Origin of the sequence: Streptomyces sp. V4I2 (genome assembly GCF_030817655.1) — a bacterium.
Lineage (GTDB): Bacteria > Actinomycetota > Actinomycetes > Streptomycetales > Streptomycetaceae > Streptomyces > Streptomyces plumbiresistens.
The window spans coordinates 9,250,418-9,277,003 of sequence record NZ_JAUSZM010000003.1 but is presented as its reverse complement, the minus strand read 5'-3'; the positions used below and the strand labels follow the sequence as shown (position 1 = coordinate 9,277,003).

Annotated in this window: 25 protein-coding genes and 1 pseudogene; 18 read left to right on the top strand and 8 right to left on the bottom strand. The window is 70.6% G+C overall.

All coding sequences use genetic code 11. From position 1 onward, the window contains the following. Positions 1 to 4: 4 nt before the first annotated feature. Positions 5 to 337, bottom strand: coding sequence for a helix-turn-helix domain-containing protein (locus QFZ76_RS43300; RefSeq protein WP_307678817.1), 333 nt, complete (start codon positions 335 to 337; stop codon positions 5 to 7). Between the two features lie 130 nt (positions 338 to 467). On the opposite strand from QFZ76_RS43300, the gene QFZ76_RS43295 reads away from it, so the two are divergent. After that, entirely contained in the window at positions 468 to 1,181 is a 714-nt protein-coding gene (locus tag QFZ76_RS43295) for an anti-sigma factor antagonist (protein WP_307678816.1), read from the top strand. A gap of 20 nt (positions 1,182 to 1,201) precedes the next feature. Here QFZ76_RS43295 and QFZ76_RS43290 read toward each other — a convergent pair whose 3' ends face one another. Beyond that, positions 1,202 to 2,461, bottom strand: a complete 1,260-nt coding sequence (locus tag QFZ76_RS43290) for an MFS transporter (protein WP_307678815.1) — start codon at positions 2,459 to 2,461, stop codon at positions 1,202 to 1,204. A 435-nt stretch (positions 2,462 to 2,896) separates the two neighbouring features. Between QFZ76_RS43290 and QFZ76_RS43285 the strand changes: the two are divergent. Continuing rightward, positions 2,897 to 3,927 (top strand): annotated as a pseudogene (locus tag QFZ76_RS43285) (glycosyltransferase family 9 protein). Positions 3,928 to 3,994: 67 nt separating this feature from the next. Next, positions 3,995 to 4,540, top strand: a complete 546-nt coding sequence (locus QFZ76_RS43280; protein WP_307678814.1) for a kinase — start codon at positions 3,995 to 3,997, stop codon at positions 4,538 to 4,540. A gap of 42 nt (positions 4,541 to 4,582) precedes the next feature. On the opposite strand, the gene QFZ76_RS43275 is transcribed toward QFZ76_RS43280, so the two are convergent. Continuing rightward, positions 4,583 to 5,794 carry a glycoside hydrolase family 1 protein gene (locus QFZ76_RS43275; RefSeq protein WP_307678813.1) on the bottom strand — a complete coding sequence of 404 codons (1,212 nt, stop codon included), beginning with the start codon at positions 5,792 to 5,794 and terminating at the stop codon, positions 4,583 to 4,585. A gap of 26 nt (positions 5,795 to 5,820) precedes the next feature. After that, positions 5,821 to 7,170, bottom strand: a complete 1,350-nt coding sequence (locus QFZ76_RS43270) for a mucin-1 (protein WP_307678812.1) — start codon at positions 7,168 to 7,170, stop codon at positions 5,821 to 5,823. A 181-nt stretch (positions 7,171 to 7,351) separates the two neighbouring features. On the opposite strand from QFZ76_RS43270, the gene QFZ76_RS43265 reads away from it, so the two are divergent. The 4 genes from QFZ76_RS43265 to QFZ76_RS43250 all read left to right on the top strand — a co-directional run bounded on the left by QFZ76_RS43265 (position 7,352) and on the right by QFZ76_RS43250 (position 11,706). After that, complete coding sequence (locus QFZ76_RS43265; RefSeq protein WP_307678811.1) at positions 7,352 to 8,374, top strand: LacI family DNA-binding transcriptional regulator; 1,023 nt, start codon at positions 7,352 to 7,354, stop codon at positions 8,372 to 8,374. Positions 8,375 to 8,451: 77 nt separating this feature from the next. Then, positions 8,452 to 9,792: a sugar ABC transporter substrate-binding protein gene (locus QFZ76_RS43260; protein ID WP_307678810.1), complete on the top strand. Its 1,341-nt coding sequence runs from the start codon at positions 8,452 to 8,454 to the stop codon at positions 9,790 to 9,792. A gap of 63 nt (positions 9,793 to 9,855) precedes the next feature. Next, complete coding sequence (locus tag QFZ76_RS43255; RefSeq protein ID WP_307678809.1) at positions 9,856 to 10,860, top strand: carbohydrate ABC transporter permease; 1,005 nt, start codon at positions 9,856 to 9,858, stop codon at positions 10,858 to 10,860. Positions 10,861 to 10,863: 3 nt separating this feature from the next. Beyond that, on the top strand, positions 10,864 to 11,706 hold the full coding sequence (locus QFZ76_RS43250) for a carbohydrate ABC transporter permease (protein ID WP_307678808.1): 843 nt from the start codon (positions 10,864 to 10,866) through the stop codon (positions 11,704 to 11,706). A gap of 331 nt (positions 11,707 to 12,037) precedes the next feature. Here the strand turns inward: QFZ76_RS43250 and QFZ76_RS43245 are convergent, their stop codons facing one another. Next, complete coding sequence (locus tag QFZ76_RS43245) at positions 12,038 to 12,748, bottom strand: SDR family oxidoreductase (RefSeq protein WP_307678807.1); 711 nt, start codon at positions 12,746 to 12,748, stop codon at positions 12,038 to 12,040. 128 nt (positions 12,749 to 12,876) lie between these two features. Here QFZ76_RS43245 and QFZ76_RS43240 point away from each other — a divergent pair, with 128 nt between their 5' ends. Together QFZ76_RS43240 and QFZ76_RS43235 are read left to right on the top strand one after the other, a co-directional pair. After that, a complete protein-coding gene (locus QFZ76_RS43240) occupies positions 12,877 to 13,269 on the top strand; it encodes a MerR family transcriptional regulator (RefSeq protein ID WP_307678806.1) in 393 nt (130 codons plus the stop codon). A 382-nt stretch (positions 13,270 to 13,651) separates the two neighbouring features. Further along, positions 13,652 to 14,080: a VOC family protein gene (locus QFZ76_RS43235; protein WP_307678805.1), complete on the top strand. Its 429-nt coding sequence runs from the start codon at positions 13,652 to 13,654 to the stop codon at positions 14,078 to 14,080. 97 nt (positions 14,081 to 14,177) lie between these two features. Here the strand turns inward: QFZ76_RS43235 and QFZ76_RS43230 are convergent, their stop codons facing one another. After that, on the bottom strand, positions 14,178 to 14,561 hold the full coding sequence (locus QFZ76_RS43230; RefSeq protein ID WP_307678804.1) for a helix-turn-helix domain-containing protein: 384 nt from the start codon (positions 14,559 to 14,561) through the stop codon (positions 14,178 to 14,180). A 101-nt stretch (positions 14,562 to 14,662) separates the two neighbouring features. Between QFZ76_RS43230 and QFZ76_RS43225 the strand changes: the two genes are divergently transcribed. Next, the gene (locus QFZ76_RS43225; protein WP_307678803.1) at positions 14,663 to 15,064 is read left to right on the top strand and encodes a RidA family protein; all 402 of its coding nucleotides are present in this window, start codon (positions 14,663 to 14,665) and stop codon (positions 15,062 to 15,064) included. 421 nt (positions 15,065 to 15,485) lie between these two features. Here the strand turns inward: QFZ76_RS43225 and QFZ76_RS43220 are convergent, their stop codons facing one another. After that, the gene (locus tag QFZ76_RS43220; RefSeq protein ID WP_307678802.1) at positions 15,486 to 16,874 is read right to left on the bottom strand and encodes a glycoside hydrolase family 43 protein; all 1,389 of its coding nucleotides are present in this window, start codon (positions 16,872 to 16,874) and stop codon (positions 15,486 to 15,488) included. A gap of 254 nt (positions 16,875 to 17,128) precedes the next feature. Here QFZ76_RS43220 and QFZ76_RS43215 point away from each other — a divergent pair, with 254 nt between their 5' ends. The 4 genes from QFZ76_RS43215 to QFZ76_RS43200 all read left to right on the top strand — a co-directional run bounded on the left by QFZ76_RS43215 (position 17,129) and on the right by QFZ76_RS43200 (position 20,950). After that, on the top strand, positions 17,129 to 18,553 hold the full coding sequence (locus tag QFZ76_RS43215) for an amidase (RefSeq protein WP_307678801.1): 1,425 nt from the start codon (positions 17,129 to 17,131) through the stop codon (positions 18,551 to 18,553). A gap of 26 nt (positions 18,554 to 18,579) precedes the next feature. After that, positions 18,580 to 18,798, top strand: a complete 219-nt coding sequence (locus QFZ76_RS43210; RefSeq protein ID WP_266450852.1) for a hypothetical protein — start codon at positions 18,580 to 18,582, stop codon at positions 18,796 to 18,798. A 142-nt stretch (positions 18,799 to 18,940) separates the two neighbouring features. Then, positions 18,941 to 20,428, top strand: a complete 1,488-nt coding sequence (locus QFZ76_RS43205) for a flotillin family protein (RefSeq protein ID WP_307678800.1) — start codon at positions 18,941 to 18,943, stop codon at positions 20,426 to 20,428. Positions 20,429 to 20,503: 75 nt separating this feature from the next. Next, positions 20,504 to 20,950, top strand: coding sequence for a type II toxin-antitoxin system PemK/MazF family toxin (locus QFZ76_RS43200; protein ID WP_307678799.1), 447 nt, complete (start codon positions 20,504 to 20,506; stop codon positions 20,948 to 20,950). On the opposite strand, the gene QFZ76_RS43195 is transcribed toward QFZ76_RS43200, so the two are convergent. Continuing rightward, entirely contained in the window at positions 20,935 to 21,759 is an 825-nt protein-coding gene (locus QFZ76_RS43195) for a TIGR02452 family protein (protein WP_307678798.1), read from the bottom strand. The two genes, QFZ76_RS43200 and QFZ76_RS43195, sit on opposite strands and share 16 nt — an antisense overlap. A 312-nt stretch (positions 21,760 to 22,071) precedes the next feature. On the opposite strand from QFZ76_RS43195, the gene egtA reads away from it, so the two are divergent. The 4 genes from egtA to egtD are packed head-to-tail and all read left to right on the top strand — an operon-like array spanning position 22,072 to position 26,559. Then, positions 22,072 to 23,472: an ergothioneine biosynthesis glutamate--cysteine ligase EgtA gene (egtA, locus tag QFZ76_RS43190; protein ID WP_307678797.1), complete on the top strand. Its 1,401-nt coding sequence runs from the start codon at positions 22,072 to 22,074 to the stop codon at positions 23,470 to 23,472. Then, positions 23,469 to 24,809 carry an ergothioneine biosynthesis protein EgtB gene (gene egtB, locus QFZ76_RS43185; protein ID WP_307678796.1) on the top strand — a complete coding sequence of 447 codons (1,341 nt, stop codon included), beginning with the start codon at positions 23,469 to 23,471 and terminating at the stop codon, positions 24,807 to 24,809. Before egtA ends, egtB begins: the two co-directional genes overlap by 4 nt. Continuing rightward, on the top strand, positions 24,809 to 25,600 hold the full coding sequence (gene egtC / locus QFZ76_RS43180; protein ID WP_307678795.1) for an ergothioneine biosynthesis protein EgtC: 792 nt from the start codon (positions 24,809 to 24,811) through the stop codon (positions 25,598 to 25,600). The genes egtB and egtC overlap by 1 nt, the downstream gene beginning before the upstream one ends. Continuing rightward, positions 25,597 to 26,559, top strand: coding sequence for an L-histidine N(alpha)-methyltransferase (gene egtD / locus QFZ76_RS43175; RefSeq protein WP_307678794.1), 963 nt, complete (start codon positions 25,597 to 25,599; stop codon positions 26,557 to 26,559). Before egtC ends, egtD begins: the two co-directional genes overlap by 4 nt. Positions 26,560 to 26,586 lie beyond the last annotated feature (27 nt).

Sequence of the window (26,586 nt, the reverse complement as noted above, 5' to 3'; positions counted from 1 at the left end):
GTCGTCACTTCCTGCTGGGGAGCTCACCGCCGCGATCGGCATCGTGCTGGGCAAGGAGATAGAGAAGCCCCGATACCGTCAGCCCCGAGTCGGCGGGATGACGCAGTATCGTCCCCTCTTCGATGCGATACGTGTTGGACCGCCCCTGACGCGTGCGGCTGAGATAGCCGTCCGCCTCCAAGTCGGAAACGATCTTCTGGACGGCACGTTCGGTGAGCCGGCATCGCGCGGCGATATCGCGGATGCGCGTGGTGGGATCGTCAGCGATCGCGGCCAGCACGCGGGCGTGATTGGTCAGGAAGGTCCACCCCATGTGCCGTTCAGGTACATCACCCATGCCTACAGGGTAGGAGCCGCGATTCGCGCGTTCAAAAGCCTGAATGAGATTTCCTGAATCTCTTGACGTACGAGATTCGCCGGGCTCACGCTGGATCGCAGGACGCACGTCGCCTCGGGGAGTGGCCACGATGTCTGAACGTACGCTTCCTACGCAGCTCACAGGCGAGGACGAGACCGCCTCCGCGGACACCTGCCCGGTGAGCGGTCACCAGCAGTCCATGCTGGGTATCGAAACGCGGCCCGAGGGCGACCGGACGGCCGTGGTGGTGACCGGCGAGATCGACATCGCCGGCGTGCAGGCGCTCGGCGATGCACTCTCCGGGGCCCTCCGCCGATCGGTCCGCGGAATTGATCTCGACCTGAGCGGCGTCGATTTCTGTGACTGCTCCGGCCTCAATGTCCTGGTGCGGGTGCGTCGGCACGCCCGGGAGAGTGGCAAGGACCTGGCCGTTCGGGCCACCAGTGCCGCGGTGCGCAGACTCCTCGCGGGCACCGGGACTCTGTCACTTTTCGCTGTGTCCGGTGCCAGGGCAGCACGCCCGGAGACCGAGCCGGAGCTGCGTGCCGAGATCATGCACCTGGAGCGGGCCATGCACACCCGGCCGGTCATCGACCTGGCCCGCGGAGTGCTGATGGCCTCCTTCGGACTGAGCGCCGAGGAGGCCTGGACGGTTCTGGTCGAGGCATCCCAGAACACCAACACCAAGCTGCGTGACGTGGCCCACAACCTGGTCGACGCTGTCAACGGAGAGGGAGCGCCGGAACCGGTTCGGCAGCAGGTGGCCGCGACGGTGACCAGACTGCGTACGTCACCAGCGGCCCCCGGCGACAAGGAGGAGTGAGCAGCACCCCGGGCCGGCCGTCAGGCAGCGGCCCTCAGCGCTTCCTGCCCCACCACGTCGCCGGGCTTCGACGGCAGGGCCACCGGCTCCGGGGTCCGGCGTGTACGCAGGACGAGGCCCGCGCCGATCGTGCCGGCGATGAGCAGGCCGCCGGTCACCAGAGCGCCGCGCGCTCCGGCCGTTTCCATGAGCAGACCCAGCGCCGGAGGCCCGCCGAGACCCCACACGGTGCCGATGCTGCTCCACACCCCGAGCACCCGTCCCCGCAGGTGAGCGGGCGGATCGGTCTGCAGTACGGCGGTTCCGGCGGTGTCGGAGACGGACTCCACCACGGCCATGGGCAGGACGAGCACCAGCAGCACGGCCAGTGACGGCGACAAGCCCGCCGCCACCTGCAGCAGCCCACCCGCGGCGGCCAGTGTGCCCACGAGCCGCACCGAGGGCCTGCGCAGCCGGGCACCGAGGACCGCCCCGAGGATGCCGCCGACGGCGAGGACGGTGGAGACCGTGCCGAACGCGCCGGCGCCGCCCGCGAGCGGCCCGGTGACCAGCACGGCGAGGGTGAGTCCGTAGTTGCGTCCGAAGACCGCGCTGATGCCGGTGACGCAGGCGAGTGCGACCAGGCGGGGCCGACGCGCGAAGAAGGCCAGCCCCTCTCGTACGGTCATGTCGTCACGCTTGTCGCGCGGCTCCGGAGCAGCGGGGTGCTCCTTCCCGGCGCGCCCGGCCGCACCGTACGCCGGCCGCAGGAACGGAATGACCGAGGTGACGAAGAGGAACGACAGTCCGTTGACCGCGTACGCGGCGGATGTGCCCAGCAGGCCCACCGTCACGCCGGCCAGTGCGGCGCCGGCCAGCCGACCCGCGTTGTGCACCAGCGCGCCCACGCCGATGGCGGAGGGGACGTCCTCCTCGGGAACGAGGTCGTTGCCCAGCAGGGCGCAGGCAGGTCCGTCGACGGTGGCGATCGCGCCGGTCACGGCGGCCAGCACCAGCAAGGTCGTCATGTCGAGCCGGTCCAGCGCCACGAGCACGGCGGTCGTGAAGGCGACCGCGCCGAGGAGTGCCTGGCTGACACCGGCCGTCAGCTTGCGCGGCCAGCGGTCGACGGCCGCCCCGCCGAGCAGGCTCATGAACAGGGCGGGGGCGGCCTGGACCGACATGGACAGCCCGGTCGCGGCAGCGGAGCCGGTGATCTGGAGCACGAGCAGGTTCTGCACCGTGAGCTGCATCCAGGTACCGGCGTTCGACACGAAGTTCGCGACGGACCACCAGCGCATGCTGCGGTATCTCAGGGACCGCCACGGCGAGCGTGACGCCTGCCCGGACGCAGGCGAGGCGGGGGCAGGGGCAGGGGCAGATGAGGAAGACACAGTGCGGTACCCGAGAGGCGAGGTGGGAGGTCAGACAGGTCGGCGAAACCGAGGGACGCCGGCTGCGCTGCGCGGTCACTCCACCGAGTCGGTTACGGCGCGGACCATCGTGACAGACGGGACCGGCGAGTCGATGACGGTGCACCCCGCGGCACCGCCGCCAGGACGCCAAGTTCCCTCCACCTGCGGGTGTTTGCCGTGGTGAGTGTGGTTGCTCACAGACCTCCTCCTGCCCGGTTCGGCCGAGGACACGGGGACTAGGGATCAAGGTGTGCAACCTGCCGGCGCGGGAACCCCGTGCCAGTGCCGACGAGTCCTTGCTCAAACACGGGGACGCCCCTGGTGAAGGCACTGGTCGTACGGCTCGACAGCTTCGGCGACGTGCTGCTCGCCGGGCCCGCCGTCCGCGCGGTCGCCGCCCGCTGCTCCCGGGTGACGATGCTCTGCGGCCCACGCGGCGAGCCCGCCGCCCGGCTGCTGCCCGGTGTCGACGACGTGATCGTGTGGGCGGCGCCGTGGGAGGGCGCGGACGCGCCCACCGTGCCCGAGGCGGACGTCGATGGCCTGGTGCGACGTCTGAGTGCGGGCGCGTTCGACGTCGCGCTCGTCCTCACGTCGTTCCGCCACAGTCCCGTGCCCATGGCCCTGTTGTTGCGGCTGGCCGGCGTCCGACGGATCGGCGCCGACGCCGACGCCGACGCCGACGCCGACAGCATCGACCATTCGGCCGTCTCCTCGACGTACGTCATCAGCGGCTCCCCGGCCGCCACGAGGCCGAGGCCGCGCTCGACACCGCCGCCGCGATGGGTTTCCGCCCGCGCCCCGGGGACGACGGCCGCCTGCGCGTTCTGCCGCCTCCCGACACGATCGCCCTGACCGGCAGCGGCCCGTACGTCGTCGTCCACCCCGGAGCCGACGCTCCCGACCCTGCCTGGAGTCCCGATCGCTGAGCCGAGGCCGTGGCCCTCCTCGTCGAGGCGGGTCATCGTGTCGTCGTCACCGGCGGCCCCGGCGAGGCGGAGCTCACCCGGCGGGTCAGCGGGGACATGGCGGTGGACCTCGGCGGCAGGACCGCGCTGCGCACCCTGGCGGGCGTCCTGCGCTCGGCCGACGTCGTGACGAGCGGCACCACCGGCCCCGCCCACCTGGCCGCGGCCGTCAGAACACCGGTCGTGTCCCTGTGCACGCCCGTCGTTCCGGCGGAGCGGTGGGGGCCGTACGGCGTCCCGAGCATGCCTCTCGGTGATCGGGCCGTGCCCGGAGCGGACAGCCGGGCCCGGCACAGCTCCGTCCCCGGTCGTCCGGGCCTCGACGAGGTCACCGGCCAGGACGTGGTGTGCGCGGTGCAGAAACTGCTCACCGCGCATGCCTGACGTACTGGCTGTTGCGCAACCTGTCGAAGAACGACCTCAAAGCCATGAGCTGCGAGCACGGAGTAGGTTGGCCACTGTGGTGGTGGGCACGGAAGAGACCCGGCTGATCGTCCTGCGGGGCAACAGCGCTTCGGGCAAGTCGAGCGTGGCGGCCGGCATCCGGGACCGTTTCGGCCGCGGCCTGGCCATCGTCGGCCAGGACAACCTCCGCCGGATCGTGCTGAGAGAGCGGGACGTGCCGGGCGCGGCGAACATCGGCCTCATCGACACCGTCGCCCGATACGCCCTGGACGCCGGGTATCACGTCGTCCTGGAGGGCATCCTGTACGCCGACCGCTACGGCGAGATGCTCGCGCGGCTGCGCGCCGACCACCGCGGCCCGACCCACGGCTACTACCTGCACGTGCCGTTCGGCGAAACCCTCGTACGCCACGCCACCAAGCCGATTGCCGAAGAGGTCGGCGAGAGGGACCTGCGCGACTGGTACCGGGAACTCGATCTGCTGCCCGGCGACGTCGAGACCGTCATCGGCACCGACAGCACCCTGCCCGAGACCGTCGACCGCATCATGCTCGACACCGGCCTGGCCGGCCGTCCCGCACTCGATCGCTGAACTGCCCGGCCCGGCACCGGTCGAGAGCCGAACGCAGGTCGATCAGGAGGCGGCTCGGGGCAGTACGCCGACATGGGCGAGTCCGCCGAGCCAGGCCGCGGAGGGCTTGGGGGTGCGTTCGAAGGTGTCGGGGTCGACGGAGATGAGGCCGAAGGTGGGTTTGTAGGAGCCCCATTCGTAGTTGTCGAGTGCGCTCCAGTGGAGGTAGCCGCGTACGTCGAGGCCGTCCTCCAGAGCGGCGGATACTGCCTGGAGCGCGCCGGTCGTGTAGTGGATGCGGCGTGTGTCGTCGTCGGTGGCGATGCCGTTCTCGGTGACGATCAGGGGGACGTCGCCGACGATCCCGGCGGTGTGGCGCAGGGCGTATCCGATGGCTTGCGGGTAGTACTCCCAGCCTGTGAGGGTGCGTTCGGCGTCGTCGGGCGCCGGGATGGGGCCGTCGGTGGTGATCCTGGTGCGGGTGTAGGACTGGACGCCGATCCAGTCGTCGTCGCGGGCGGCTTCGATGAAGACGTCTTCGCGGGGGTGGCTGTAGGCGGCGGTGGCGGCTTCGGCACCGGGGAGTGCCTGGTACACCTGGTTGGCGATCGACCAACCGACCTGGATGTCGGCGGAGATCGCCTTGACGGCGGCCGTGGCGCGGTGGTGGGCCTGGATCAGGGCGCCGGTGGTGGCCTTGTCGGGCAGCGGGAGGCCGGCCGCGGGGGGTGCTTCGGTGCCCAGTTCACGGACGGCGCCGGCGACCGCGATCATGTTGGGTTCATTGATGGTGCACACGTGCCGTACGCCGGTGCCGATGACCGGCGCGGTGGCGCGCACGTACCGCTCGAACAGGTCCACCGCCCCGTCCGCGGTCCAGCCGCCGCGCTCGGCGAACCAGCGCGGGACGGTGAAGTGGTGGAGGGTGACCATCGGGCGCAGGCCGCGTTCGATCGCCCCGTCGACCATGCGCCGGTAGTGGGCGATCTCGGCCTTGGAGAAGTGGCCGGGGGCGGGCTCGATGCGGGCCCATTCGATGCTGAAGCGGTAGTCGGTGAAGCCGAGTTCGGCGAGCAGGTCCATGTCCTCGCGCCACCGGTGGTAGCTGTCGGCGGCGTCACCGCTGGGCTCGGCGATGGAGCCGCCGCTGTGTTCCGTCTGCCACCAGTCGCTGTTGACGTTGTTGCCCTCGATCTGGTGGGCGGCGGTGGAGGCTCCCCACAGGAAGCCGTCGGGGAAGCGGAGACCGTCGGCGGTGACGTTCACGGCGGGCATTGCGGGCCTTTCCGGAGGGAGTTGGGTCAGCGCGGGGACGGGCCGGGCCAGATGGCGGAGGCGTCGTCGCGGTGCGGGTCGGGCAGCCGGATCGGGCGGACGGGGATGGTGTGTTCGCGTCCTTCGCTGACGGCCGTCCACGGGCCGGGGTGCCCGGAGTAGCACAGGGTCGTGAGGGCGAAGACGTTGTCGGCGTAGACCTCGACGTACTCGCCGACGGTGAGGATGCGCAGCGTGGCGGCGGGGTCCGTGAGGACGGTCTCGCCGAGCCGGGTCCCGTCGGGGCCCGTGACCCAGAGGTTCTTGCCGTCGCAGCCCACGGCGAGGGCGGGACGGTCGCCGTCCGGGGCGTCGGTGCGCAGGGTGATCTCGACCCGCCCGGTGATACCGATGTCGCCGACCGCGTGCAGGGCGGGGCGGTCCGTCTCCTCGCCGAGCCAGGCGTTCAGACCGGGCCACCATTCGAGGCGGGGGGCCGAATCGCCCTCCACCACAAGTGACTTCGGCTGGGTGAGCATGCCGCGGCAGCGCTCCCCGGTGTCGCTGAGGCCGACCTGGCGGGGCGTGGTGTGCAGCACGACGCGGGAGCCGTCGGGCGCGGCGATCACGCGGGGGGCGTAGGCGCCGGTCGGGCCGAGAGGGCCGCGCCGGGTCCAGGGGCCGCGCAGGCTCGGGGCCGTCCACGCCTCGAAGCCGCGGGTGGCGCCGATGGAGCCGAGGAGCAGCCAGCTGCCGTCGTCGAGGCGTTCCAGGACCGGGCACTCCAACTCGTCCACGTCGCCGGGTGAGATGAGCGGCGGATGCACGGTCCAGTGCTCCAGGTCGTCGGAGGTGGCCAGCCCGACGCAGCCGCTGACCTCCACCGGCAGGGAGGCGTCGCTGGCGCAGACGACCATGACCCAGCCGTCCGACGCGTCGTCGCGTACGACGAACGGGTCGCGCCAGCCCATGCGTTCACCGGTGCGGTACCAGCGCGGGTCCGCCTCGACGACCGGCGCGGTGCCATGGCGCCGCCAGCCCGTGCCGTCGGTGCGGTCGGAGTACGCCAGTCCTACCGACTGGAGCGGCCAGCCGCCCGGTGTGAGACCGGAGACGCCCGTGTAGAACATCGCCATTCCGTCGCCGTGCCGCAGAGGGTGCATCGTCCACACCGCCTGCTGGTCGAAGCGACCGGGCAGTCCGTTGCCGAAGGCGGTGCCCTGGGGCTGCCAGTGGACCAGGTCGGTGGAGGTGGCACGGCCGTAGGAAGTCTCCATCCGCAGATGGTCGAACTCCGGTGTCCAGGGGCCCTGCAGGTGCAGCACCGCGTACGTGCCGTCCTCGTCGCGCAGGAGGGCGAAGTCGTTCACGCAGAGGCCGGGCGGGGCGTATCGCATGCACAGGTCCTGTCGGCTCCACAGCGCCCAAACGTGTGCGCTGACGCTTGATAACAAAGAGGTCTCTTGCAGATCGGCCCCAGTAAATATGAACGCAAACGCTTGCGCAACAAGGTGGCCGGGTTTACGGTCACGTCACCCACAGATCACACCGACGTGAAATCAACGGGAGGAATGCGCCGTGACGGCCAGCATCACCGATGTCGCCCGCGCCGCCGGAGTCTCGGCGTCCACCGTGTCCCGCGCGCTGCGCGGCCGACCGGGGGTCTCCGAGGAAGTGCGGGCGCAGATCACGGCCGTCGCCGCCCGGCTCGGGTACACCGCCTCGCGTTCCGCGTCCAGTCTGGCCAGCGGCCGTACCTTCACCATCGGGGTTCTTGTCCCGTACGTGGGCCGCTGGTTCTTCGGCACCGTGCTGGACGCCGCCGAGCGCGAGTTCAGCGCCGCCGGGTACGACGTACTGCTGTACAACCTGGGCTCGCCGGAGACACGCAAGCGCTTCTTCACCAAGTTGCCGGTCCGCAAGCGGGTGGACGCGGTGCTGTCGCTGCTCATCCCTGACGAGGAGGAGTCGGCCGCACTGCGCTCCCTGGGGGTGCCGCTGGCCACCACGGTCGGCGGCACCCGGCCCGGCTTCACCGTCGTCGGCATCGACGACCGGGCCGGCACCGAGAGCGCCGTACGGCATCTGGTCAATCTCGGCCACCGCCGGATCGGCATGATCAGCGGAACCAGCGGGCCGCTGCACTGGACCACCCCCATCGAGCGGCGCAACGCCTACCTGGACGTGCTGAGCGACGCCGGTATCGAGCACGACGCGGCCCTGGAGGCGGACGGCGACTACACCGTCGAGGGCGGCGAGCGGGCCATGACCGAACTGCTGGCCGTCTCCCGTCCGCCGACCGCCGTGTTCGCGCAGTCCGACGAGATGGCGATGGGCGCCTTGCGGGCCCTGCGGCGCCATCGGCTGAGGGTGCCGCAGGACGTGTCCGTCGTCGGCTTCGACGACCACGAACTCGCCGACGTGGTCGGCCTGACCACGGTCGCCCAGCCGGTCGCCGAGCAGGGTGCCGAGGCCGCCCGGCTGCTGCTGCGTCAGCTGGACGAGCCCGACGCCGAACCACCCGCCGCGCAGGTGCAGATGCCCATCCGACTCGTCCTGCGCGAGACCACCGCCCCGCCGCGCCCGCGCGGCCCGCAGTAACTCCCCGAGCCCCACATCCGCATGTCCGGACAGCACGTCAGCACGCCGAACCCTCGCCACAGCACGGAGGCACAGCCATGAGCTCGACCAGCAGAAAGTACCGCCGCACCGCCTGTACGGGCCTGGCCCTCCTCCCCCTGGTGGCGCTGGCCGCCTGCGGCGGGGGTGGCGGTACCGATGCCTCCGCCGAGGCCGGAAGCGGCAAGGGCACCATCAGCGTCTGGGCCCACCAGGGCCAGAAGAACGAGACCAGCGCGCTGCAGAACGCGGTGAAGTCCTTCAACTCCTCGCAGAGCGCGATCAAGGTCGACCTGAAGCTGATCCCCGATGCCGACTACACCAAGGTCATCACGGCCACCAGCGCCTCCGAGCTGCCGGACGTGATGGAGTTCGACGGCCCGACCATGGCGAACTTCGTCTACAACAAGAAGCTCGCTCCCATAGACACGTACGTCTCCGCCAAGACCATGGCCAACGCCACCGACGCGAGCAAGGCGCAGGGCGAGGTCGACGGCAAGCACTACGGCCTCGGCATGTTCGACTCCGGGCTCGGGATCTACGGCAACAAGAAGCTGCTGGACGCGGCCGGGGTGAAATACCCGACCGGTCTGTCCGACGACTGGACGGCCGCTCAGTTCACCGCCGCGCTCAAGGCGCTGAAGGCCAAGGACTCCGACGGCAAGACCCTCGACCTCCAGGAGAGCGGCGGCTACGCCAACGAGTGGGGCACCTACGGCTTCGCCCCGATCGTCTGGTCCGCCGGAGGCTCCCTCCTCAAGGACGGCAAGGCGGAGGGCGCCCTGGACACCCCGGCCGTGGTCTCGGCCATGAAGACCTTCCAGTCCTGGAAGACGTACGTCGACCCCAACACCGACGGCAACGCCTTCGCCAAGGGCCGCGTCGCCCTGAGCTGGGTCGGCCACTGGATGTACCCCGCCTACAGCGAGGCCCTCGGCGACGACCTCGTCGTGCTGCCGCTGCCCGACTTCGGCAACGGCCCCAAGACCGGCCAGGGCTCCTGGGCCTGGGGCATCGGCGCCGACACCAAGAACGCCAAGGCCGCCGGCACGTTCCTGGACACCCTCCTGGACGACACCAACGTCAGCGCCATGACGACGGCCAACGGGGCGGTGCCCGCCACCAAGACCGCGCTCGCCAAGAGCAGCCTCTACAAGCAGGGCGGCCCGCTCCAGCTCTACGCCGACCAGCTCGCCAAGCCGTGCGGCGACAAGGACATCACCAAGTCCTGCGTCGCCGTCACCCGCCCGGTGACCGCCGGCTACCCCGTGATCACGTCGAAGTTCAGCGAGGCCCTGAACTCCATCTACGGCGGCGCCGACCCGAAGAGCGCCCTGGAGAAGGCCGCCCGCGCCATCGACCAGGACTTCTCCGACAACGCCGGCTACCAGATCCCGTAGGACCCATCGGCCGGGGCGGGAGCGCACACGCCGCGCCCGCCCCGCCGGGAACAGGACCCTCCCGTGACATCCGTGGAACCCGCGCACACCGCGCTGCCCGGCCCGGAGCAGGCCCCATCCACATCCGTGAAACCCGCGCCGTCGACGCGATCAACACGGCCGGGCCGCAAGAACCGCGACTGGCTGCACGGACTGCTCATGTCCGCCCCGGCCGTCGTCGGACTCATCGCCTTCGTCGGCGTCCCGTTCGGCTACGCCGTCGTCCTCTCCTTCTACAACGTCCGCCTCGGCTCCCCGCTGGAACCGACCTGGTTCGGGATCGAGCAGTACCGGCGGCTGTTCACCGACCCCAACCTGTCCGGCCCGTTCCTGCGGGCGCTGCTGAACAACCTGACCTTCGCCGCGGTCGTCGTACCCGTGCAGACGGCCCTGGCGCTGGCCCTGGCGATCCTGCTCAACCGCAAGCTCAAGGCCATCGGATTCTTCCGGTCCCTCTTCTTCATGCCGGTGGTCTTCCCGATGGCGCTGGTCGCCGTGATCTGGCGCCTCATCCTCGCCCGCAGCGACCAGGGCATGCTCAACTCCGCGCTGGACGCGGTGAGTTTCGGCAACTGGGGCGCCTTCGACTGGCTCGGCGACGGTGCCACCGCGATGGGCTCGATCATCGTGCTGTCCATCTGGCAGGGCGTCGGCTTCCAGATGGTCATCCTGCTCGCCGGCCTCCAGCAGATCCCGGGCGAGCTCTACGAGGCCGCCGAACTGGACCGCGCCTCCCGCTGGCAGCAGTTCCGCCATGTCACCCTGCCCGGTATCCGCGGCACCCTGGTCTTCGTCGCGATGCTCACCTCGGTGCTCTCCTTCCGGGTCTTCGACCAGGTGTACGTCCTCGTCCGCGGCGGCGGCCTGGACGAGGACGCCACCCGCACCGTGATGTACCAGGCCGTCACCACCGCCTTCGACCAGAACAACATCGGCCAGGCGTCCGCGATCACCGTCGTCTTCTTCCTGATCGTCGTCGTCCTGACGCTCATCCAGCGCCGCGTCGTCCGGCCCGGAAACGAGGACTGACCCATGGGCACCACCTCTACGCCCCTGCGCCGCTTCCTGGACTACGCCGTACTCAGCGTGCTGGCCTTCGTCTTCGTGCTGCCGGTGATCTACCTGTTCCTGGGCAGCCTCAAGCCGTCCGACGAGGTCCTGAACGGCCTGTCCGGCTTCCTCCCGACCAACCTCTCCTTCGACAACTACACGGCCGTCCTCGACAGCCTCAACTCCGACAGCACCGGCTACTTCTGGCGCTTCATGGGCGTCTCGCTGCTGCTGGCGTTCGTGGTGGTGACAGGCGGCCTGTTCGTCAACTCCATGGCGGCGTACGGGCTTTCACGGCTGAAGTGGCGCGGCCGGAACGCCGTCTTCACGCTCGTCCTGCTGCTGATGCTGGTCCCGTTCGAGTCGGTGGCCGTACCGCTCTTCTACATGTTCAACGACCAGCGCAACACCCTCTACATCCTGGCGCTCCCGTTCATCGCCAACGCCTTCTCGGTCTACCAGTTCCACACGTTCTTCCGCTCGATCCCGCCGAGCATCGAGGAAGCGGCCCGGATCGACGGCGCGGGACCGTGGCGCACCTTCTTCGCGATCATCGTCCCGATGTCGAAGCCGGCCTTCGCCTCGGTCGCGATCCTCACCTTCCTCATCCAGTGGGGATCGTTCCTGTGGCCGGTGCTGATGATCTCCGACCCGTCGGTCCGCCCGCTCCCCCTGGAGATGAGCGTCTTCCAGGGCCAGCAGCCCCCGGACTGGGGCCAGATCCTGGCCTTCGGCGTCCTCCTGGTCCTGCCCGTCCTGATCGTCTTCGCCTTCTTCCAGCGGTGGTTCGTCCAGGGCGTCGCCAGCTCCGCCGTCAAGGGCTGAGCGAGAGCCGGCGACGTGCGCGCCTCGGCAGGACCCGCATCGGTGTGTGGTCCGGACGGGCTCCGACGCGCCGGGCAACTCCTCGACCCGGGATCTGTGGAGGTCGGCCGGTCTGGACGGCGGTGGACGTACGAAGCGATGCTCGCCGAACTGCCCGACCATCCGGGCAGTCCGCCGGACACTCCCCGCTTCGAACCCTCAGACATCTCGGGTGTGCTGCTCGCCCCGGGGATGGTGCATCTGATGTTCGAGACCACGCTCGGCGAGCGCAGGACCAGACACATTCGATCCGGCGCAGGGGGACGGAGCCATCCCGGTACGGGGAGGCCGGTCAGCCGGCGGTCAGGGCGTCCGCGTAGAAGTGCTGCGGAGCGGCGGCCAGGGACGCCTTGACGTGGGCGCTCCACTCGTCCGCGACCACCTCCAGGTCACCGGCCTCCACCCCGTCCAGTCCGGCGCGCGCGATGTCGGCCGGGTCGGCCTTCTCGCCCGTGTAGGAGGCGGTGAGGTCGGTGTCCGCGGCGCCCAGGTGCAGCCCGGTCACCAGTGTCTTCTGGCCGGCCAGTTCCAGCCGCACCCCGTTGGTGAGGCTCCACTCGGCTGCTTTGGCCGCGGCGTAGGCGTTCGCCCCGTCGTGTGAGAACCAGGACAGCGCGGAGAGGACGTTGAGGATCGCGCCGCCGCCGTTGGCGGCCAGGACCGGCGCGAAGGACCGCACCACGTTGAGCGTGCCGTAGAAATGGGTGTCCATCTCCCGGCGGATGGAGTCGAGTTCACCCTCGACCAGATTGGTGTACGTACTGATGCCCGCGTTGTTGACCACGAGGTCCACGTCCTGCGCGGCACGTGCGGCGGCGGTCACCGAGGCGGGGTCGGTGATGTCGAGACGCAGCACCTCCACACCCGCAAGGGTCACGGCCTCGGGGCGCCTCGCCGTGGCGTAGACCTTCTTCGCCCCCCGAGCCAGCAGCTGCTCCGCGAAGTGGCGGCCGATGCCACGGTTCGCTCCGGTCACCAGGGCGGTTGATCCTGCGATCTGCATGGTCTGCTTCCTTCATACGGCCGAGGCGGGGGTGTGGCGCAGTTGTTCGCCTTGCCGCTCGGACACGACTACGCTAAAACCTCACGTTGACGTCAGATGCAAGTCTTGGCGGAAGGAAAATTCAGGCCATGCGAATCGGGGAACTCGCCAAGCGCTCCGGGGTGAGCGTCCGCGCTCTGCGCTACTACGAGGAACAGAGGCTCCTGGACGCGGACCGGACCTCCGGAGGACAGCGCGATTACGCGGACGGGGCCGTGGACCGCGTCCGGCTCATTCAGCAGCTCTACGCGGCCGGGCTGTCCAGTAAGACGATCGTGGAACTTCTGCCGTGCGTGGACACCGGCAAGGCGACGGAGAGCATGCTCGACCGCCTCCTGACCGAGCGCGACAGCATTGGCGTCCGCATGGACGAGCTGGCGCGGGCCAAGGCGAAGTTGGACCGCGTGATCGAACACGTCATGGCCGCCGGGCTGATCCGAGACCAGGCCGACAGCGCCGCAACCGCACTGGTCGGCCCCTGACTCGGAGCCGTCCGTTCCGCACGCCCCCGGCGTCGGCCCTCGCGCGGTGGCCCGCTCGCGGCGCGCGGTCGCGGTCGGCCGCTCACCTGACCGACAGCAGGGGGATCACGGTTGGCCAGCTCTGGTAGGCCGCACAGCCGACGTTGGCGAGGACGCGAACAGGGTTCCGGTGATGGCGCCGAGCAGCGGACCAGGACTGCTGGGTCGTCAGGCCGGCCGTTTACCGGGGCATTCGTCCCTGAGAACAGTGAGAGGGCGCCGCTCCGCCACCAGGGTCATGTCGTCCTTTGATATCCAAGATGGCCCGGGGCCTGACGGGGTTGCGGGCGCCCCCTGGGGAAGTGAGCGGCAGAGTCCCCAGTCCCCTTGGTACGGTGCACCGATGTCAGCGATCAAGCAGTTCCAAGTCACCTTTGACTGCGCAGAACCTGAGCGTCTCGCTCGTTTCTGGTGCGAGGTGTTGGGGTACGTCGTACCACCGCCACCAGAGGGGTTTGCCACTTGGGATGATTTCCAGCGTTCGCAGCCACCTGAGGAGCGGGATTCATGGTTCGCCTGCATAGATCCCTCAGGTGTGGGCCCGCGGCTGTACTTCCAGCGCGTCCCCGAAGGGAAGACCGTCAAGAACCGGGTGCATCTTGATGTGCGGGTCGGCACCGGACTCGTGGGTGAAGAACGCCTCGCCGCACTTGAGGCCGAATGCGCACGACTGGTCCCGCTCGGCGCAGTACACGTGCGAACGCTGTATGACGGCAATGACTCGTGCATCCCAATGCTGGACATCGAGGGCAACGAGTTCTGCGTCGACTGAGCGTATGGCGTGAGTCATCCGGTCCGGTACGGCGCTGAGCGCGTCGCCGGTCTCGCCCGGGGGCTGGTTGCACAGGCGAAGCACAGGCCAGTGCCTGTCAGGCGTCGAAACGGCCGCGCGCGCCCTCGATGTGACCGAGGTACTGGTGGGTCCACCCACATATGGCATCGACCGTGGCGCGCAGGGCCTGGCCCGGCTCGGTGAGGGTGTACTCGACCCGCGGCGGCACGGTGGGGTACACCTTCCGGTCGACCAGGCCGTTGCGCTCCAGCATGCGCAGGTTCTGGGTGAGCATCTTGTGGCTGACGCCCTCGACCTCGTTCCGCAGCTCGCTGAAGCGCAGGGTGCGCTCGCCGAGCGCCTCGATGATCAGGAGCGCCCACTTGTTCGCGACGTCCGAGAAGATCTCCCGCGCCAGGGAGTCCGCGCGCCTCAGATCCGCGTCCTCGGGCAGGCCCTTGAGCAGTTGCTTGGTCACCATCAGGTTCCTCAGTCACCGAAAAGTGCGTTCTTCTAGGTCAGCGTTCACTCTCCTACAGTTTCCGAGTAACCACAAGAGAGCAAACCGGAAGGGCGAGCACCATGGCCACCATTGATGTCTTCAACCACAACGTGCCGGCCGAGAGCGACTTCGGCTACTCCCAGGCGATCAGGTCCGGCGAGCTGATCCACATCTCCGGACAGCTCGCGTTCGACGAGGCGGGCGAGTTCCTCCACGCGGGCGACTTCGCCGCCCAGCTCAAGCAGACCTACGCCAATACGGACAAGGTCCTGGAGCACTACGGCGTCACCCGGAACCAGGTCGTCTCGCAGACCCTGTACGTGGTGAACCTGCGGCAGAACGCCGCGGCGACGGCGGAGGGCAACCTGGCGTACTTCGGCGACCACCGCCCGGTCGGCACGGTCTTGGGCGTCACCGAACTGACCTTGCCCGGCCAGGTCATCGAGATCAGCTTCGTCGTCGACACGAGGCTGCCCGCCTGAGCTCGCCCGCAGCGCGCGGTCCGGCCTTGGCACATTCCTCGGCCGGGGCCCGGGGGAAGCGAGGCGGTAGACATCCGATGCGTCTGATGCGTCAAGCAGCAGTGCGTCTCGCTCGCCCGGACGGTTCATGTGGCGGTGCTGGTCAGGGCAGTCCGATCAAGTCCAGCGGACGGGTGAAGGCGTGATGCCCAGCGGTGCGCAGCGTGGCCACGTCGGGGTTCCGCCGGTAATGCTGCCGGATTGGACGCCAACGGCGATGTGAGGGTGGGTGTCCCGGCGGCCGGTGTACCGCCTCAGCGGGCAGCCCCGACTCACCCTGCCGCCCGATCGTAGCCACCACCGGCCTGCACCCCCCGGCCGACCTCGCCGAGAGGTGTTCCGCAGCCGCCGGCACAACTGCCCAGGCCGGCAAAGCCGCAGCTCAGGCCCAGGCAGCCACCGGCACGAACGAACTGTCCCCCCGGAACAGATCCGTCCCGTCGGTCCGTTCCACCCGGAGTTGGTAGTTGTAGTGGCGCAGGTAGTAGCCCGGGTAGTTGTACGACTCGAAGCGCAGGGAGCCGCTCGTCGTGCCGGTGCGGGCGATGAACGTGGCGTCCTTCGCGAAGGTCGACGTTCCGTTGTTCGCGTCGAAGCGGGCGCGGAAGTCCCAGTGGCGCAGGTAGTTGCCGGCGGCGTCCCGGAAGGAGTAACCGCTCGCGTCGGCGAGGCCGGCGACGACCGTGAAGGTGGAGGCCTGCTTCTCGGCGGTGGAGCTGGAGCTGCTCACCACAGGGAGGTTGAGCAGGGACGACTGGGACTGCCAGTAGCGGGTGGAGAAGTTGGCCGACTGGAACGAGCGCGTCACCCCCTTCGCCAGGCTCGGCCCGCCCGACACCGTCTCCTTGACCACCGTGAAGTGCCGGGCCGTACCGGAGACGACGGGCAGCGCGGCCGGGGCGGACCAGGTGGCGAAGGTGTCGTAGCTGTCGCTGTAGTAGTAGGTGCCGTCGCCGTAGCCGTCGAAGAAGATCCGCCAGCCGCCGTTGTCGAGCTGTACCAGCGCCGGGCCCTCGCGGTAGCTGCCCCAGCCCGCCCAGTCGCCGGTCCTCCTGATCGTGTAGGGGCCGGTTAGGTTGGAGGCCGTCGCGTACTCGATGTATTTCGCCGTCTCGTTCTTCGTGAAGGCGTGGTACGTCGAGCCGATCTTCACGAGGTACGTGTCGATGTGGTTGGCGCCGATGCCCGACAGGGCGACCGGTGAACTCCACGCGGTGAGGCCGGAGTTCGTGGCCTTCAGCAGATACGGGGTGAAGATCCACTCGTCGTTGGCCGTCGAGCAGGACACGATGACGTTCACGCTGCCGTCGCTGTCGACGAACCACTCCGGCGCCCACGCCCGGGACAGGTTGGCGATCGGGACCGTGTAGTCGTACAGGAAGGTCCAGTTGACCCGGTCGGAGCTGCGCGCGAAGCCGATGGTGGTGCTCGGGTCCTGCCAGGTGTGGGTCGTGTAAGTGATGTAGTAGTAGCCGTTGGTGTGCTTGAAGACGCTCGCGTCGCGGATGCGGTTGCTCGGCGGCGTGTAGGCCGACGACTTGGCCAGGCGGAAGTCGGTGGCGTCGTCGGACTGGTAGACGTTCACGGTGCCGTCGTTGCTGTTGAGGAACGGCACGATGGTGTAGCGGGTCGCGGAGCCGTTCGGCGGGGCGGCGGCGGAGGCGGTGCCGAGCAGTCCGGGCGCCTCGCCCAGGACGAGCGCCGAGGCAGGCAGGACGGCCATCGCCCGCAGCAGTGTGCGGCGCGACGGCGTGGGGGGTCGAGTGGTCACGGGCGGCTCTCCCTCGGACACAAACACATGCGGCTCTTGCGTTCGATATTCCGAACTCGGTTCGGAAAGTCGATCAGAAGGTAGGGGTGAGGGTCGGGGGCGTCAATGGTTTGCGCACGAGTCCGTGGGCCCTGTGGGAAAGCTGTGGCGTGCACCGATGCCGACCGTGCGCCGGCTCTCCCGCGCGGGGCGTTCCGTCGCGCCCCGCCGGACGTTACCGTTCAGTAGACAGCGCCGTCCCGGAGGTGCCCCGCATGACGTTCGACCGTTCCTCAGGCCTCGCGGAGTCCGCCCGTGCGCTCGCCGACGGGGAGGTGACGTCCCGGTCGCTCGTCAAGGCGGCGCTGGCCCGGATCGAGGCCACGCAGACCTCGCTGAACGCCTTCCGGATCGTACGGACCGAGGCGGCGCTCGCCGAGGCCGAGGCCGCGGACAGGGAACTGGCCGCGGGGGTGCGCAAGCCGCTGCTCGGGGTGCCGGTGGCGGTCAAGGACGACATGGACGTGGCGGGCGAGCCGACCGCGTTCGGCTGCCGGGGCGAGTTCCCGCCGGTCGCCAAGGACGGCGAGGCGGTACGGCGGCTGCGCGCGGCCGGAGCCGTGATCGTCGGCAAGACCAACACCTGCGAGTTCGGACAGTGGCCGTTCACCGAAGGGCCCGCGTTCGGTGCGACCCGCAATCCGTGGAACACGGAGCACACGCCGGGCGGCTCCTCCGGCGGTTCGGCCGCCGCCGTCGCCGCCGGTCTGGTGCCGGCCGCGCTCGGTTCGGACGGCGCCGGCTCGGTGCGGATCCCGGCCTCCTGGACCCACCTGATCGGCATCAAACCGCAGCGCGGCCGGATCTCCACCTGGCCGCGAGGCGAGTCCTTCCAGGGCATCACGGTCAACGGCACGCTCGCCCGTACGGTCGCCGACGCCGCCCTGCTCCTGGATGCGGCGGCCGGCAACCACGACCTCGACCCGCACCGGCCGCCGGCCGTCGACGCCCTGCAGGCCACCCGGCGCGACCCCGGCCGGCTGCGCATCGCGCTCTCCCTGAAACCGCCGTTCACCGCGCTGCCCGCGCGGCTCCAGCCGGAGGTGCGGGCCAGGGTCGTCCAACTCGCCGAGCAGCTCAGCGACTTGGGGCACATCGTCGAGGAGGCCGATCCGCCGTACGGGCAGATCGGGCTGACCTTCGTGCCCCGCGCCACGGCCGGACTCGCCGAGCGCGTCCGCGAGGCGCCCTTCCCCGCCCTCCTCGACCGCCGCACCCGCGACGCCGCCCGGCTGGGCGGGCTGCTCGGCGGGGTGCCACTGCGGGCGGCGCGGCGGGCCGAGGCGGTCCTGCACCGGCGTATCGGCACGTTCTTCACGACGTACGACGTGATCCTCGCGCCGACGACGGCCGCTCCCCCGCCGCGCATCGGCGCGCTGCTGGGCCTCGGCGGACTGGCGACCGACCGCGCGATGATCGCCGCCTGTCCGTACGCCTGGCCGTGGAACGTGCTGGGCTGGCCCGGGGTGAACGTCCCGGCCGGGTTCGTCGGCGGCGGTCTGCCGGTCGGCGCCCAGTTGCTCGGTCCGGCGAACAGCGAGCCGCTTCTGGTCTCCCTCGCCGCGCAGTTGGAGGCGCGACTGCGCTGGCACACGGCCTGGCCGCCGGAGCACGCGGTCACGGATTCCCCGGCCGCGTAACGGCGTTCGGCCCGTACCCTGTGACCATGGACGACGCGTCGATGGTCGGGCTGATGGGGCGGGTCACGGGGGCGATCGGGCCCGGGCTCGTCGGCGAGGTGATCGTCCGGGTGCGCGGCGGTGCCGAGCACTTCCTCGCCTACCCCGCCACCGGCACGGACCGCATCGAGCGGGGCACGGTGGTCATGGTCGTGGAGTACCTGCCGCCGAGGACCGTCTACGTCCAGGCGGCGTACGACAGTTGAGGCACGGCGGCCGTTTCCCCGCAGGTGAGGCTGGTTTGTATCAAGGTTTCGACAAGGATGCGTCAGCGTCTGTACCCCGGCGTCGCACAGGCGCACACTCCCTTTCGTTCGGTGCCGAAAGGGCACCATCACAAGGGGGCGTATGCCGATGGTTGTCGGCGTCGTTGCGGGGGTGGCGGTTGCCGCCGTCCTCGTTCTGATCGGTCTGTTCAAGATGATGTGGCGTGTCGCGGAACCGAACGAGGCACTGATCATCTCCGGCTCCAAGCACAAGACGGAGGGCCTCGAGGCGGGCATGGGCTTCCGTATCGTCACCGGACGCGGCACGCTCGTGCTGCCCGGCGTGCAGGCGGTGCGCAAGCTCTCGCTCGACCTGAACGAGACGGAACTGCATGTGGACTGCGTGACCCACCAGGGCATTCCGCTCAAGGTGCGGGGCGTGGTCATCTTCAAGGTGGGCGACGACTTCGTGTCGATCGCGAACGCGGGCCGCCGTTTCCTCGACCAGCAGAAGCTGATGTCGGAGCGGGTGCACAACGTGTTCGCCGGTCATCTGCGGTCCATCGTGGGCGGGTTGACGGTCGAGGACATGATCCGTGACCGGGAGAAGCTCACCGGCCAGACCCGGGCGGCCTGCGGCACGGAGATGGAGAAGCTGGGTCTGATCGTGGACTCGCTGCAGATCCACGAGATCGAGGACCCGACCGGGTACATCCAGAACCTGGCGATGCCGCACGCGGCGGCCGTCCAGCGGGACGCGCGGATCGCGCAGGCGGAGGCGAACCGGCTGGCCACGGAGGCCGAGCAGCAGTCGTACGCGCGGATGGCCGAGGCGACCCGGGACAGCGAGATCCTCCAGGCCGGCTACCAGGCCGAGCGGGACAAGGCGGGTGCGAAGGCCCGCCAGGCCGGACCGCTCGCCGACGCCGCCGCCCGGCAGGAAGTCGTCGTCCAGGAGACGCGGGTCGCCGAGCTGGAGGCACAGCGGCGTGAGCAGCAGCTCCAGGCGGACGTCCGCAAGCCGGCGGACGCGCAGGCCTACGAGAAGCGGACGATGGCCGAGGCGGAGCGCGACGCACGCATCTCCGCGGCCCAGGCCAAGGCGCAGGAGACGGAGCTGGCGGCAGCGGCCGAGGCGACCCGGGTCAAGACGGCCGCGGGCGCGGAGGCCGAGGCCACCAAGGCCCGGGGCACCGCCATGGCGGCGGCCACGCGGGCCACCGGTGAGGCAGAGGCGGCCGCGGCGCAGGCCAGGGGTCTTGCCGAGGCCCAGGCGGCCAAGGCCAAGGGACTCGCGGAGGCGGACGCCATCAAGGCCCGCGCCGCCGCCCTCGCCGAGAACCAGGAAGCCGTCGTCGCCCAGCAACTCGCCGAGAACTGGCCGGAGATCGTGCGGGCCGGAGCGTCCGCCTTCGACAGCGTCGACAACATGGTGGTCCTCAACGGCGCCGACGGCATGGCCGACATGCTCACCAAGGCGCTCACCATGGGCGGCACGGGCCTCGGTCTGGCCCGGCAGCTGCTCGCCTCGATGAACCAGAACGGGCAGGCGCCGAGCGGGACTTCGCCCCTCAACGGGGTCGCGCCGCCGCCGGTACAGAAGGTGCCGGTGGAGAAGGACGCTGGATGACGCGCGAGGGGTGAGAGAACCGGCTCGGGGACGCGGGCTCCAACGTTCGGCGGCGCGGGCTCTAACGTTACGCCCGTGACTGCGTCTATCGATGAGAACGTCCCCGGCCGGTTCGGCCCCTCCGCCACCACCCAGGCGGACCCCCGTGAGGTGGGCCCGGTGCGCACGGAGTACTCGCCCGCGCACGACGGGGACCCGGATCCCGGCGAGATCGTCTGGACCTGGGTCCCCTTCGAGGAGAACGACGGCCGGGGCAAGGACCGCCCCGTGCTCGTCGTCGCCCGCGAGGCCGGCGGCACCTTCCTCGCCGTCCAGCTGTCGAGCAAGCGGCACGACGGCCACCGGGAGTGGGTGCCGATCGGCAGCGGGCCCTGGGACCGGTCGGGGCGGGACTCGTGGGTCGACGTGGACCGCGTACTGCGCCTGCACGAGGGCGGCATGCGCCGGGAGGCGTGCGCCCTGGACCGCATGCGGTTCAACCTGGTCCGGCACCGCTTGGGGGAACGCTACGGCTGGAGCTGACGCTCCGGAAACGCTCGTACGAACGCCTCTCGGACCACGTTGCCGGTCGTCCGGTCCAGGATTCCGAACGCCACGTGCTCGAAGGCCCCGGCGAACCGGCCGCCGGGGCCGAGCAGCGCCCGGAACGCGCCCGCCACCTGCGCCGGATCGTTCTGGAACACCCCGCACCCCCACGCACCGAGGACCAGCCGCCGGTAGCCGTGGGCGGCCGCGACCTCCAGCACCCGCTCGGCCCGTACCGCCAGGGCTCGCGGCAGCTCGGCCACGCGCTCCGGTGCCGTACGGACGATGACTCCGGCGTTGGGTGCGGCCGCCGTCAGGAAGCCGGCGGTGTACGGCGCGTCCAGAAGACGGCCGCGGTCGTCGCGGAAGACGGGCACGGCCGGGGAGTGGATGACACGATCCGTGTAGAACGGGTCGCGGTGGGTGCGGTGATGGTCGTAGAACTCGCGGACCTCGACCAGGCAGGTGTACAGCGCGGAGGCCCGGCACAGGGCCTCTTCCTGGGCCTGGGCGCCGTTGAGATAGCCGCCGCCCGGATTGCGGGCCGAGGAGAAGTTCAGGACGGCCACCCGCCCGCCCAGCCGACGGGCCGCCTCCAGGCTGCTTTCGCCCGTGACCTGGAACAACGTGTCAGCCGTGGAGATCTCCGGCACCCGCACCGGCTCCGGCCCGTACATCCGCGTGCCGTCCCGGGCCGCCTCGATCTCGGCGGCGACGGACACCTCGCGGCCGTCCGGGGCGCGGTAGATCCCCGCCGCCACGATCTGTTCCGTGTGCTGCGCGACGGCACGCAGGCGCGCGCTCATGGCGCGACCCCCGTACGCGCCACGACCGCGCGCCGCGCGATCTCCCCCGTCATCTCCCCGTCATCTCCCCCGTCGTGCTCATAGACGCATCCTGAGTGATTCTGGTCCTGCGGTGCAACGGAGTTTCCGGGGTCTGTCCGCCCCCGGAAAACTCCTGGAGAACACCCAGGAAACGGAAATTTCCGGCCCCGATTGCGATGATGTGCACCCTTGTGCGAACGGACGCGAGGGTCTTGGGTGGAACGAGTGACGTCGGCCCGCCTCACCAGATCCCGGGCCGACGGCATGGTGGAATCTCAGGAGGATCCCGACATGTCCGATACGCCGAGTGACTGTACGGAGCCCCGTACCGCGGTCACCGAAGCCGAGGTGGAGGCCCTGGTCCGGGGCATCTGCTTCAAGACCGGTCCACCCCGAAAACTCGGGGTCGAAGTGGAATGGCTCGTCCACGAGCTGCGCACTCCGCAGCTCCCCGTGACACCCGAACGACTCGCGGCGGCCTACGCCGCACTGCGTACCGTGCCCCTGAGGTCGGCGCTCACCACAGAGCCCGGCGGCCAGCTGGAACTGAGCTCGCCGCCCGCCGCCTCCCTGATGGAGTGCATCGGTATCGTCTCCGCCGACCTCACCGCCGTCCGTGCGGTACTGGCCGAGGACGGCCTCGGTCTCGTCGGCATCGGCCAGGATCCCTGGCACACGCCCCGCAGGTTCCTGCGCGAGCCGCGCTACGACGCCATGGAGGCCTGCCTCGACCGCACCGGCCCGGCCGGCCGCGCCATGATGTGCACCTCCGCCTCCGTCCAGGTCTGCCTGGACGCCGGTCACGAGGAGCCCGGTCCGCTCGGTCTCGGGCGGCGCTGGTGGCTGGCGCACCAGCTGGGCGCGGTCCTGGTGGCCGCGTTCGCGAACTCCCCCGCGGCCGGACACGAGCCCACCGGCTGGCTGTCCAGCCGGCAGCTGCTGTGGATGGAGATAGGCGCCGGCCGGGCGGGCGCTCCCCCGCTCGACGTGGATCCGCGCACCGCCTGGGCCCGGCATGTGCTGGACGCCCCGGTGATGTGCGTACGCCGCGACGGCGGCCCGTGGGACGTGCCCGAGGGGCTGACGTTCCGGGAGTGGACCAGGTCGGGGGCGCCCGAGCCGCCGACCCGGGAGGATCTCGACTACCACATCAGCACGCTGTTCCCGCCGGTCAGACCCCGCGGGCATCTCGAACTGCGCATGATCGACGCCCAGCCCGGCGACGACGGCTGGATCGTGCCGCTGGCGGTGACGACGGCGCTCTTCGACGACCCGGAGGCCGCCGAGACCGCCTACCGGATCGTGAAGCCGCTGGCCGAGCGGTCCCTGTCGCTGCCCGCGCCGCACAATCCGCTGTGGACCGAAGCCGCCCACCGCGGCCTGAACGACCCCGAGTTGCACGAGGCGGCCGTCGCCTGTTTCGCGGTCGCCCTGGAGGCCCTGCCCCGGCTCGGCGCCACCACCGAGGTCGTCGACGCCGTGCGGGAGTACCGGGACCGGTTTGTGGTTCCCGGCCGCTGCCCCGCCGACGACCTGCTCGACCACATGCGCGACACGGACCAGAGCCCGCGCGACACGGGCCGACACCCGCGCGACACGGACCGACACCTGCGCGGTACGGACCACCCCCGGTCCCGGCAGCACGCCACCGGGGAGACGCCCACCGCCCACGGGAAGGACATCCGCACATGACCGACCCCGCCCCCTCCCTCGACGCCGACGCCTCCCACGACGCCGAGGCCTTCCGCGACCGGGCGCTGAGCACCCTCGTCACCGCCCGGGAGCGCACCACCCTGCTCACCAGCTGCGTGGAGGAGCCGGACCTGACCGCGCAGCACTCGCCGCTGATGTCGCCGCTCGTGTGGGACCTCGCCCACATAGGCAACCAGGAGGAACAGTGGCTGCTGCGGACCGTCGCCGGGCAGGAGGCGATACGGCCCGAGATCGACAGCATCTACGACGCCTTCGAGCACCCGCGTTCCGAGCGCCCCTCGCTGCCCCTGCTGGCGCCCGCCGAGGCCCGCTCGTACGCGGCGGACGTACGCGGCCGGGTGCTGGACGTACTGGAGCGCACCGCGTTCCACGGGACGCGGCTGACGGAGGCGGGCTTCGCCTTCGGGATGATCGCGCAGCACGAACAGCAGCACGACGAGACGATGCTGATCACCCATCAGCTCCGCAGAGGCCCGCAGGCCCTGACCGCCCCGGACCCGGACCCGGTGCCGCTGTACACCGGCCCGGCCGAAGTCCTGGTCCCCGGCGGCCCGTTCATGATGGGCACGTCCTCCGAGCCGTGGGCACTGGACAACGAACGCCCGGCGCACCCGCGCGAGGTGGCGCCGTTCCACATCGACACGACTCCGGTGACGAACGGCGCCTACCAGGCGTTCATCGAGGACGGCGGCTACGACGACGAGCGCTGGTGGACGGCGGCGGGCTGGGCCCACATCCGGCAGCACTCCATCCACGCGCCGCTGTACTGGCGCCGTGACGGCAGGCAGTGGCTGCGGCGCCGCTTCGGCGTGACCGAGGTCGTCCCGCCCGAGGAGCCGGTCCTGCACGTGTGCTGGTACGAGGCCGACGCGTACGCCCGCTGGGCCGGGCGCCGGCTGCCCACCGAGGCCGAGTGGGAGAAGGCGGCCCGGCACGACCCGGCCGGCGACCGCTCGACGCGCTACCCGTGGGGCGACGCCGACCCGGGGCCCGAGCACGCCAACCTGGGCCAGCGGCATCTGCGCCCGGCGCCGGCCGGCAGCTACCCGGAGGGCGAATCCCCGCTCGGCGTACGGCAGTTGATCGGTGACGTGTGGGAGTGGACGGCGAGCGACTTCCTGCCGTACCCGGGGTTCCAGGCGTTCCCGTACAAGGAGTACTCGGAGGTCTTCTTCGGCCCCGACCACAAGGTGCTGCGCGGCGGCTCGTTCGCCGTGGACGCGGTGGCCTGCCGGGGCACGTTCCGCAACTGGGACTACCCGATCCGCCGGCAGATCTTCTCCGGGTTCCGCACGGCCCGTTCGGGAGCCGTCTGATGTGCCGTCATCTGGCGTATCTGGGCCCGCCGGAGCCGCTCGGCCGGATCCTCGTCGAGCCGCCGCACAGCCTGTACCGGCAGTCGTGGGCGCCGAGGCGGCAACGGTACGGGACGGTCAACGCCGACGGTTTCGGCGTCGGTTGGTACGCCGACGGTGACGCCGTACCGGCCCGCTACCGCCGGGCCGGGCCCATCTGGGCGGACCAGTCCCTCGCCGACCTGGCGAGGGTGGTCCGCTCGGGGGCCGTGCTCGCCGCCGTACGGGACGCCACCCTGGCGGGCGCGGACGCGGAGGCCGCGGCGGCACCGTTCGCCACCGGCCCATGGCTGTTCAGCCACAACGGTGCGGTCACGGGCTGGCCGGGTTCGCTGGCACCCCTCGTGGCGGGCCTGCCGGCCACGGACGTGCTGTCGCTGGAGGCGCGCAACGACTCGGCGCTCGTGTGGGCGCTGGTCCTGGCCCGGCTGCGCGAGGGCGACGAGGCGGGCCAGGCGCTCGCCGAAACCGTCCTGGAGGTCGCCGCGGCGGCCCCCGGCTCCCGGCTCAACCTGCTGCTGACCAACGGCGAGAGCATCACGGCGACGGCCTGGGGCGACACCCTCTGGTACCTCTCGGAGCCCGGCCGCCGCACGGTCGTGGCCTCCGAGCCCTACGACGACGACCCGCACTGGCAGGAGGTCCCCGACCGCACCCTGCTCGCCGCGAGCCGCACCGACGTGCTGCTCACCCCGCTCAAGGAGCCGAGCGACGCACTGGCCCCCGCACTTCCGAAGGAGCCCCGCACGTGAGTCCGTTCCTTCTCACCCGCACCCTGCCCGAGGACGCCACGGACGCCGCCCTGCGCGCCGACGTCCTCCAGGGCCTGACCCACACCCCCAAGACACTGCCGCCGAAGTGGTTCTACGACGCCCACGGCAGCGAGCTGTTCGAGCAGATCACCGAACTGCCCGAGTACTACCCGACCCGCGCCGAGCGGGAGATCCTCGTCGCCCGCTCCGGGGAGATCGCGGCGGCGACGCGCGCCCACACCCTGATCGAGCTGGGCTCCGGCTCCTCGGAGAAGACGCGCCACCTCATCGACGCCTGCACCGACCTGCGCGCGTACGTCCCGGTCGACGTCAGCGAGAGCGCCCTCACCCAGGCCGGGCACGCGCTCATCGACGAGCACCCCGGTCTCCAGGTGCACGCCCTCATCGCCGACTTCACCGCGCGGCTGACCCTGCCGGACACGCCCGGCCCGCGGCTGCTGGCGTTCCTCGGCGGCACGATCGGCAACCTCCTGCCGGTCGAGCGGGCCGCGTTCCTGGCCTCCGTACGTGCCCTGCTCTCCCCGGGCGACGCCCTGCTCCTCGGCACGGACCTGGTCAAGGACGAGAAGGTGCTGGTCAGGGCGTACGACGACGCGGCCGGGGTGACGGCCGCGTTCAACAAGAACGTCCTGACCGTCGTCAACCGCGAGCTGGGTGCCGACTTCGACCCCGCGGCCTTCGACCACGTGGCCCTGTGGGACGCCGAGCACGAGTGGATAGAGATGCGGCTGCGCTCCCGTACGGCACAGACCGCGAAGATTCCGGCGCTCGACCTGGCGGTCGACTTCGCGGCGGGCGAGGAACTGCGCACCGAGGTGTCGGCCAAGTTCCGCAAGGAGGGCGTGCGCGCCGAACTGTCCGCGGCGGGTCTCGACCTGGCCCACTGGTGGACGGACGAGGAGGGCCGGTTCGCGCTGTCGCTCAGCGTGGCGCGGTGACGTGTGTGCCCCAAGCCGTCTCGCGCT

Coding starts and splice junctions, on each gene's coding strand:
- QFZ76_RS43300 (WP_307678817.1), bottom strand. CDS start 337: ATGGGTGATGTACCTGAACGGCACATGGGGTGGACCTTCCTGACCAAT.
- QFZ76_RS43295 (WP_307678816.1), top strand. CDS start 468: ATGTCTGAACGTACGCTTCCTACGCAGCTCACAGGCGAGGACGAGACC.
- QFZ76_RS43290 (WP_307678815.1), bottom strand. CDS start 2,461: ATGCGCTGGTGGTCCGTCGCGAACTTCGTGTCGAACGCCGGTACCTGG.
- QFZ76_RS43275 (WP_307678813.1), bottom strand. CDS start 5,794: ATGCCCGCCGTGAACGTCACCGCCGACGGTCTCCGCTTCCCCGACGGC.
- QFZ76_RS43270 (WP_307678812.1), bottom strand. CDS start 7,170: ATGCGATACGCCCCGCCCGGCCTCTGCGTGAACGACTTCGCCCTCCTG.
- QFZ76_RS43260 (WP_307678810.1), top strand. CDS start 8,452: ATGAGCTCGACCAGCAGAAAGTACCGCCGCACCGCCTGTACGGGCCTG.
- QFZ76_RS43250 (WP_307678808.1), top strand. CDS start 10,864: ATGGGCACCACCTCTACGCCCCTGCGCCGCTTCCTGGACTACGCCGTA.
- QFZ76_RS43245 (WP_307678807.1), bottom strand. CDS start 12,748: ATGCAGATCGCAGGATCAACCGCCCTGGTGACCGGAGCGAACCGTGGC.
- QFZ76_RS43240 (WP_307678806.1), top strand. CDS start 12,877: ATGCGAATCGGGGAACTCGCCAAGCGCTCCGGGGTGAGCGTCCGCGCT.
- QFZ76_RS43235 (WP_307678805.1), top strand. CDS start 13,652: ATGTCAGCGATCAAGCAGTTCCAAGTCACCTTTGACTGCGCAGAACCT.
- QFZ76_RS43230 (WP_307678804.1), bottom strand. CDS start 14,561: ATGGTGACCAAGCAACTGCTCAAGGGCCTGCCCGAGGACGCGGATCTG.
- QFZ76_RS43225 (WP_307678803.1), top strand. CDS start 14,663: ATGGCCACCATTGATGTCTTCAACCACAACGTGCCGGCCGAGAGCGAC.
- QFZ76_RS43215 (WP_307678801.1), top strand. CDS start 17,129: ATGACGTTCGACCGTTCCTCAGGCCTCGCGGAGTCCGCCCGTGCGCTC.
- QFZ76_RS43210 (WP_266450852.1), top strand. CDS start 18,580: ATGGACGACGCGTCGATGGTCGGGCTGATGGGGCGGGTCACGGGGGCG.
- QFZ76_RS43205 (WP_307678800.1), top strand. CDS start 18,941: ATGCCGATGGTTGTCGGCGTCGTTGCGGGGGTGGCGGTTGCCGCCGTC.
- QFZ76_RS43195 (WP_307678798.1), bottom strand. CDS start 21,759: ATGAGCGCGCGCCTGCGTGCCGTCGCGCAGCACACGGAACAGATCGTG.
- egtA (WP_307678797.1), top strand. CDS start 22,072: ATGTCCGATACGCCGAGTGACTGTACGGAGCCCCGTACCGCGGTCACC.
- egtB (WP_307678796.1), top strand. CDS start 23,469: ATGACCGACCCCGCCCCCTCCCTCGACGCCGACGCCTCCCACGACGCC.
- egtC (WP_307678795.1), top strand. CDS start 24,809: ATGTGCCGTCATCTGGCGTATCTGGGCCCGCCGGAGCCGCTCGGCCGG.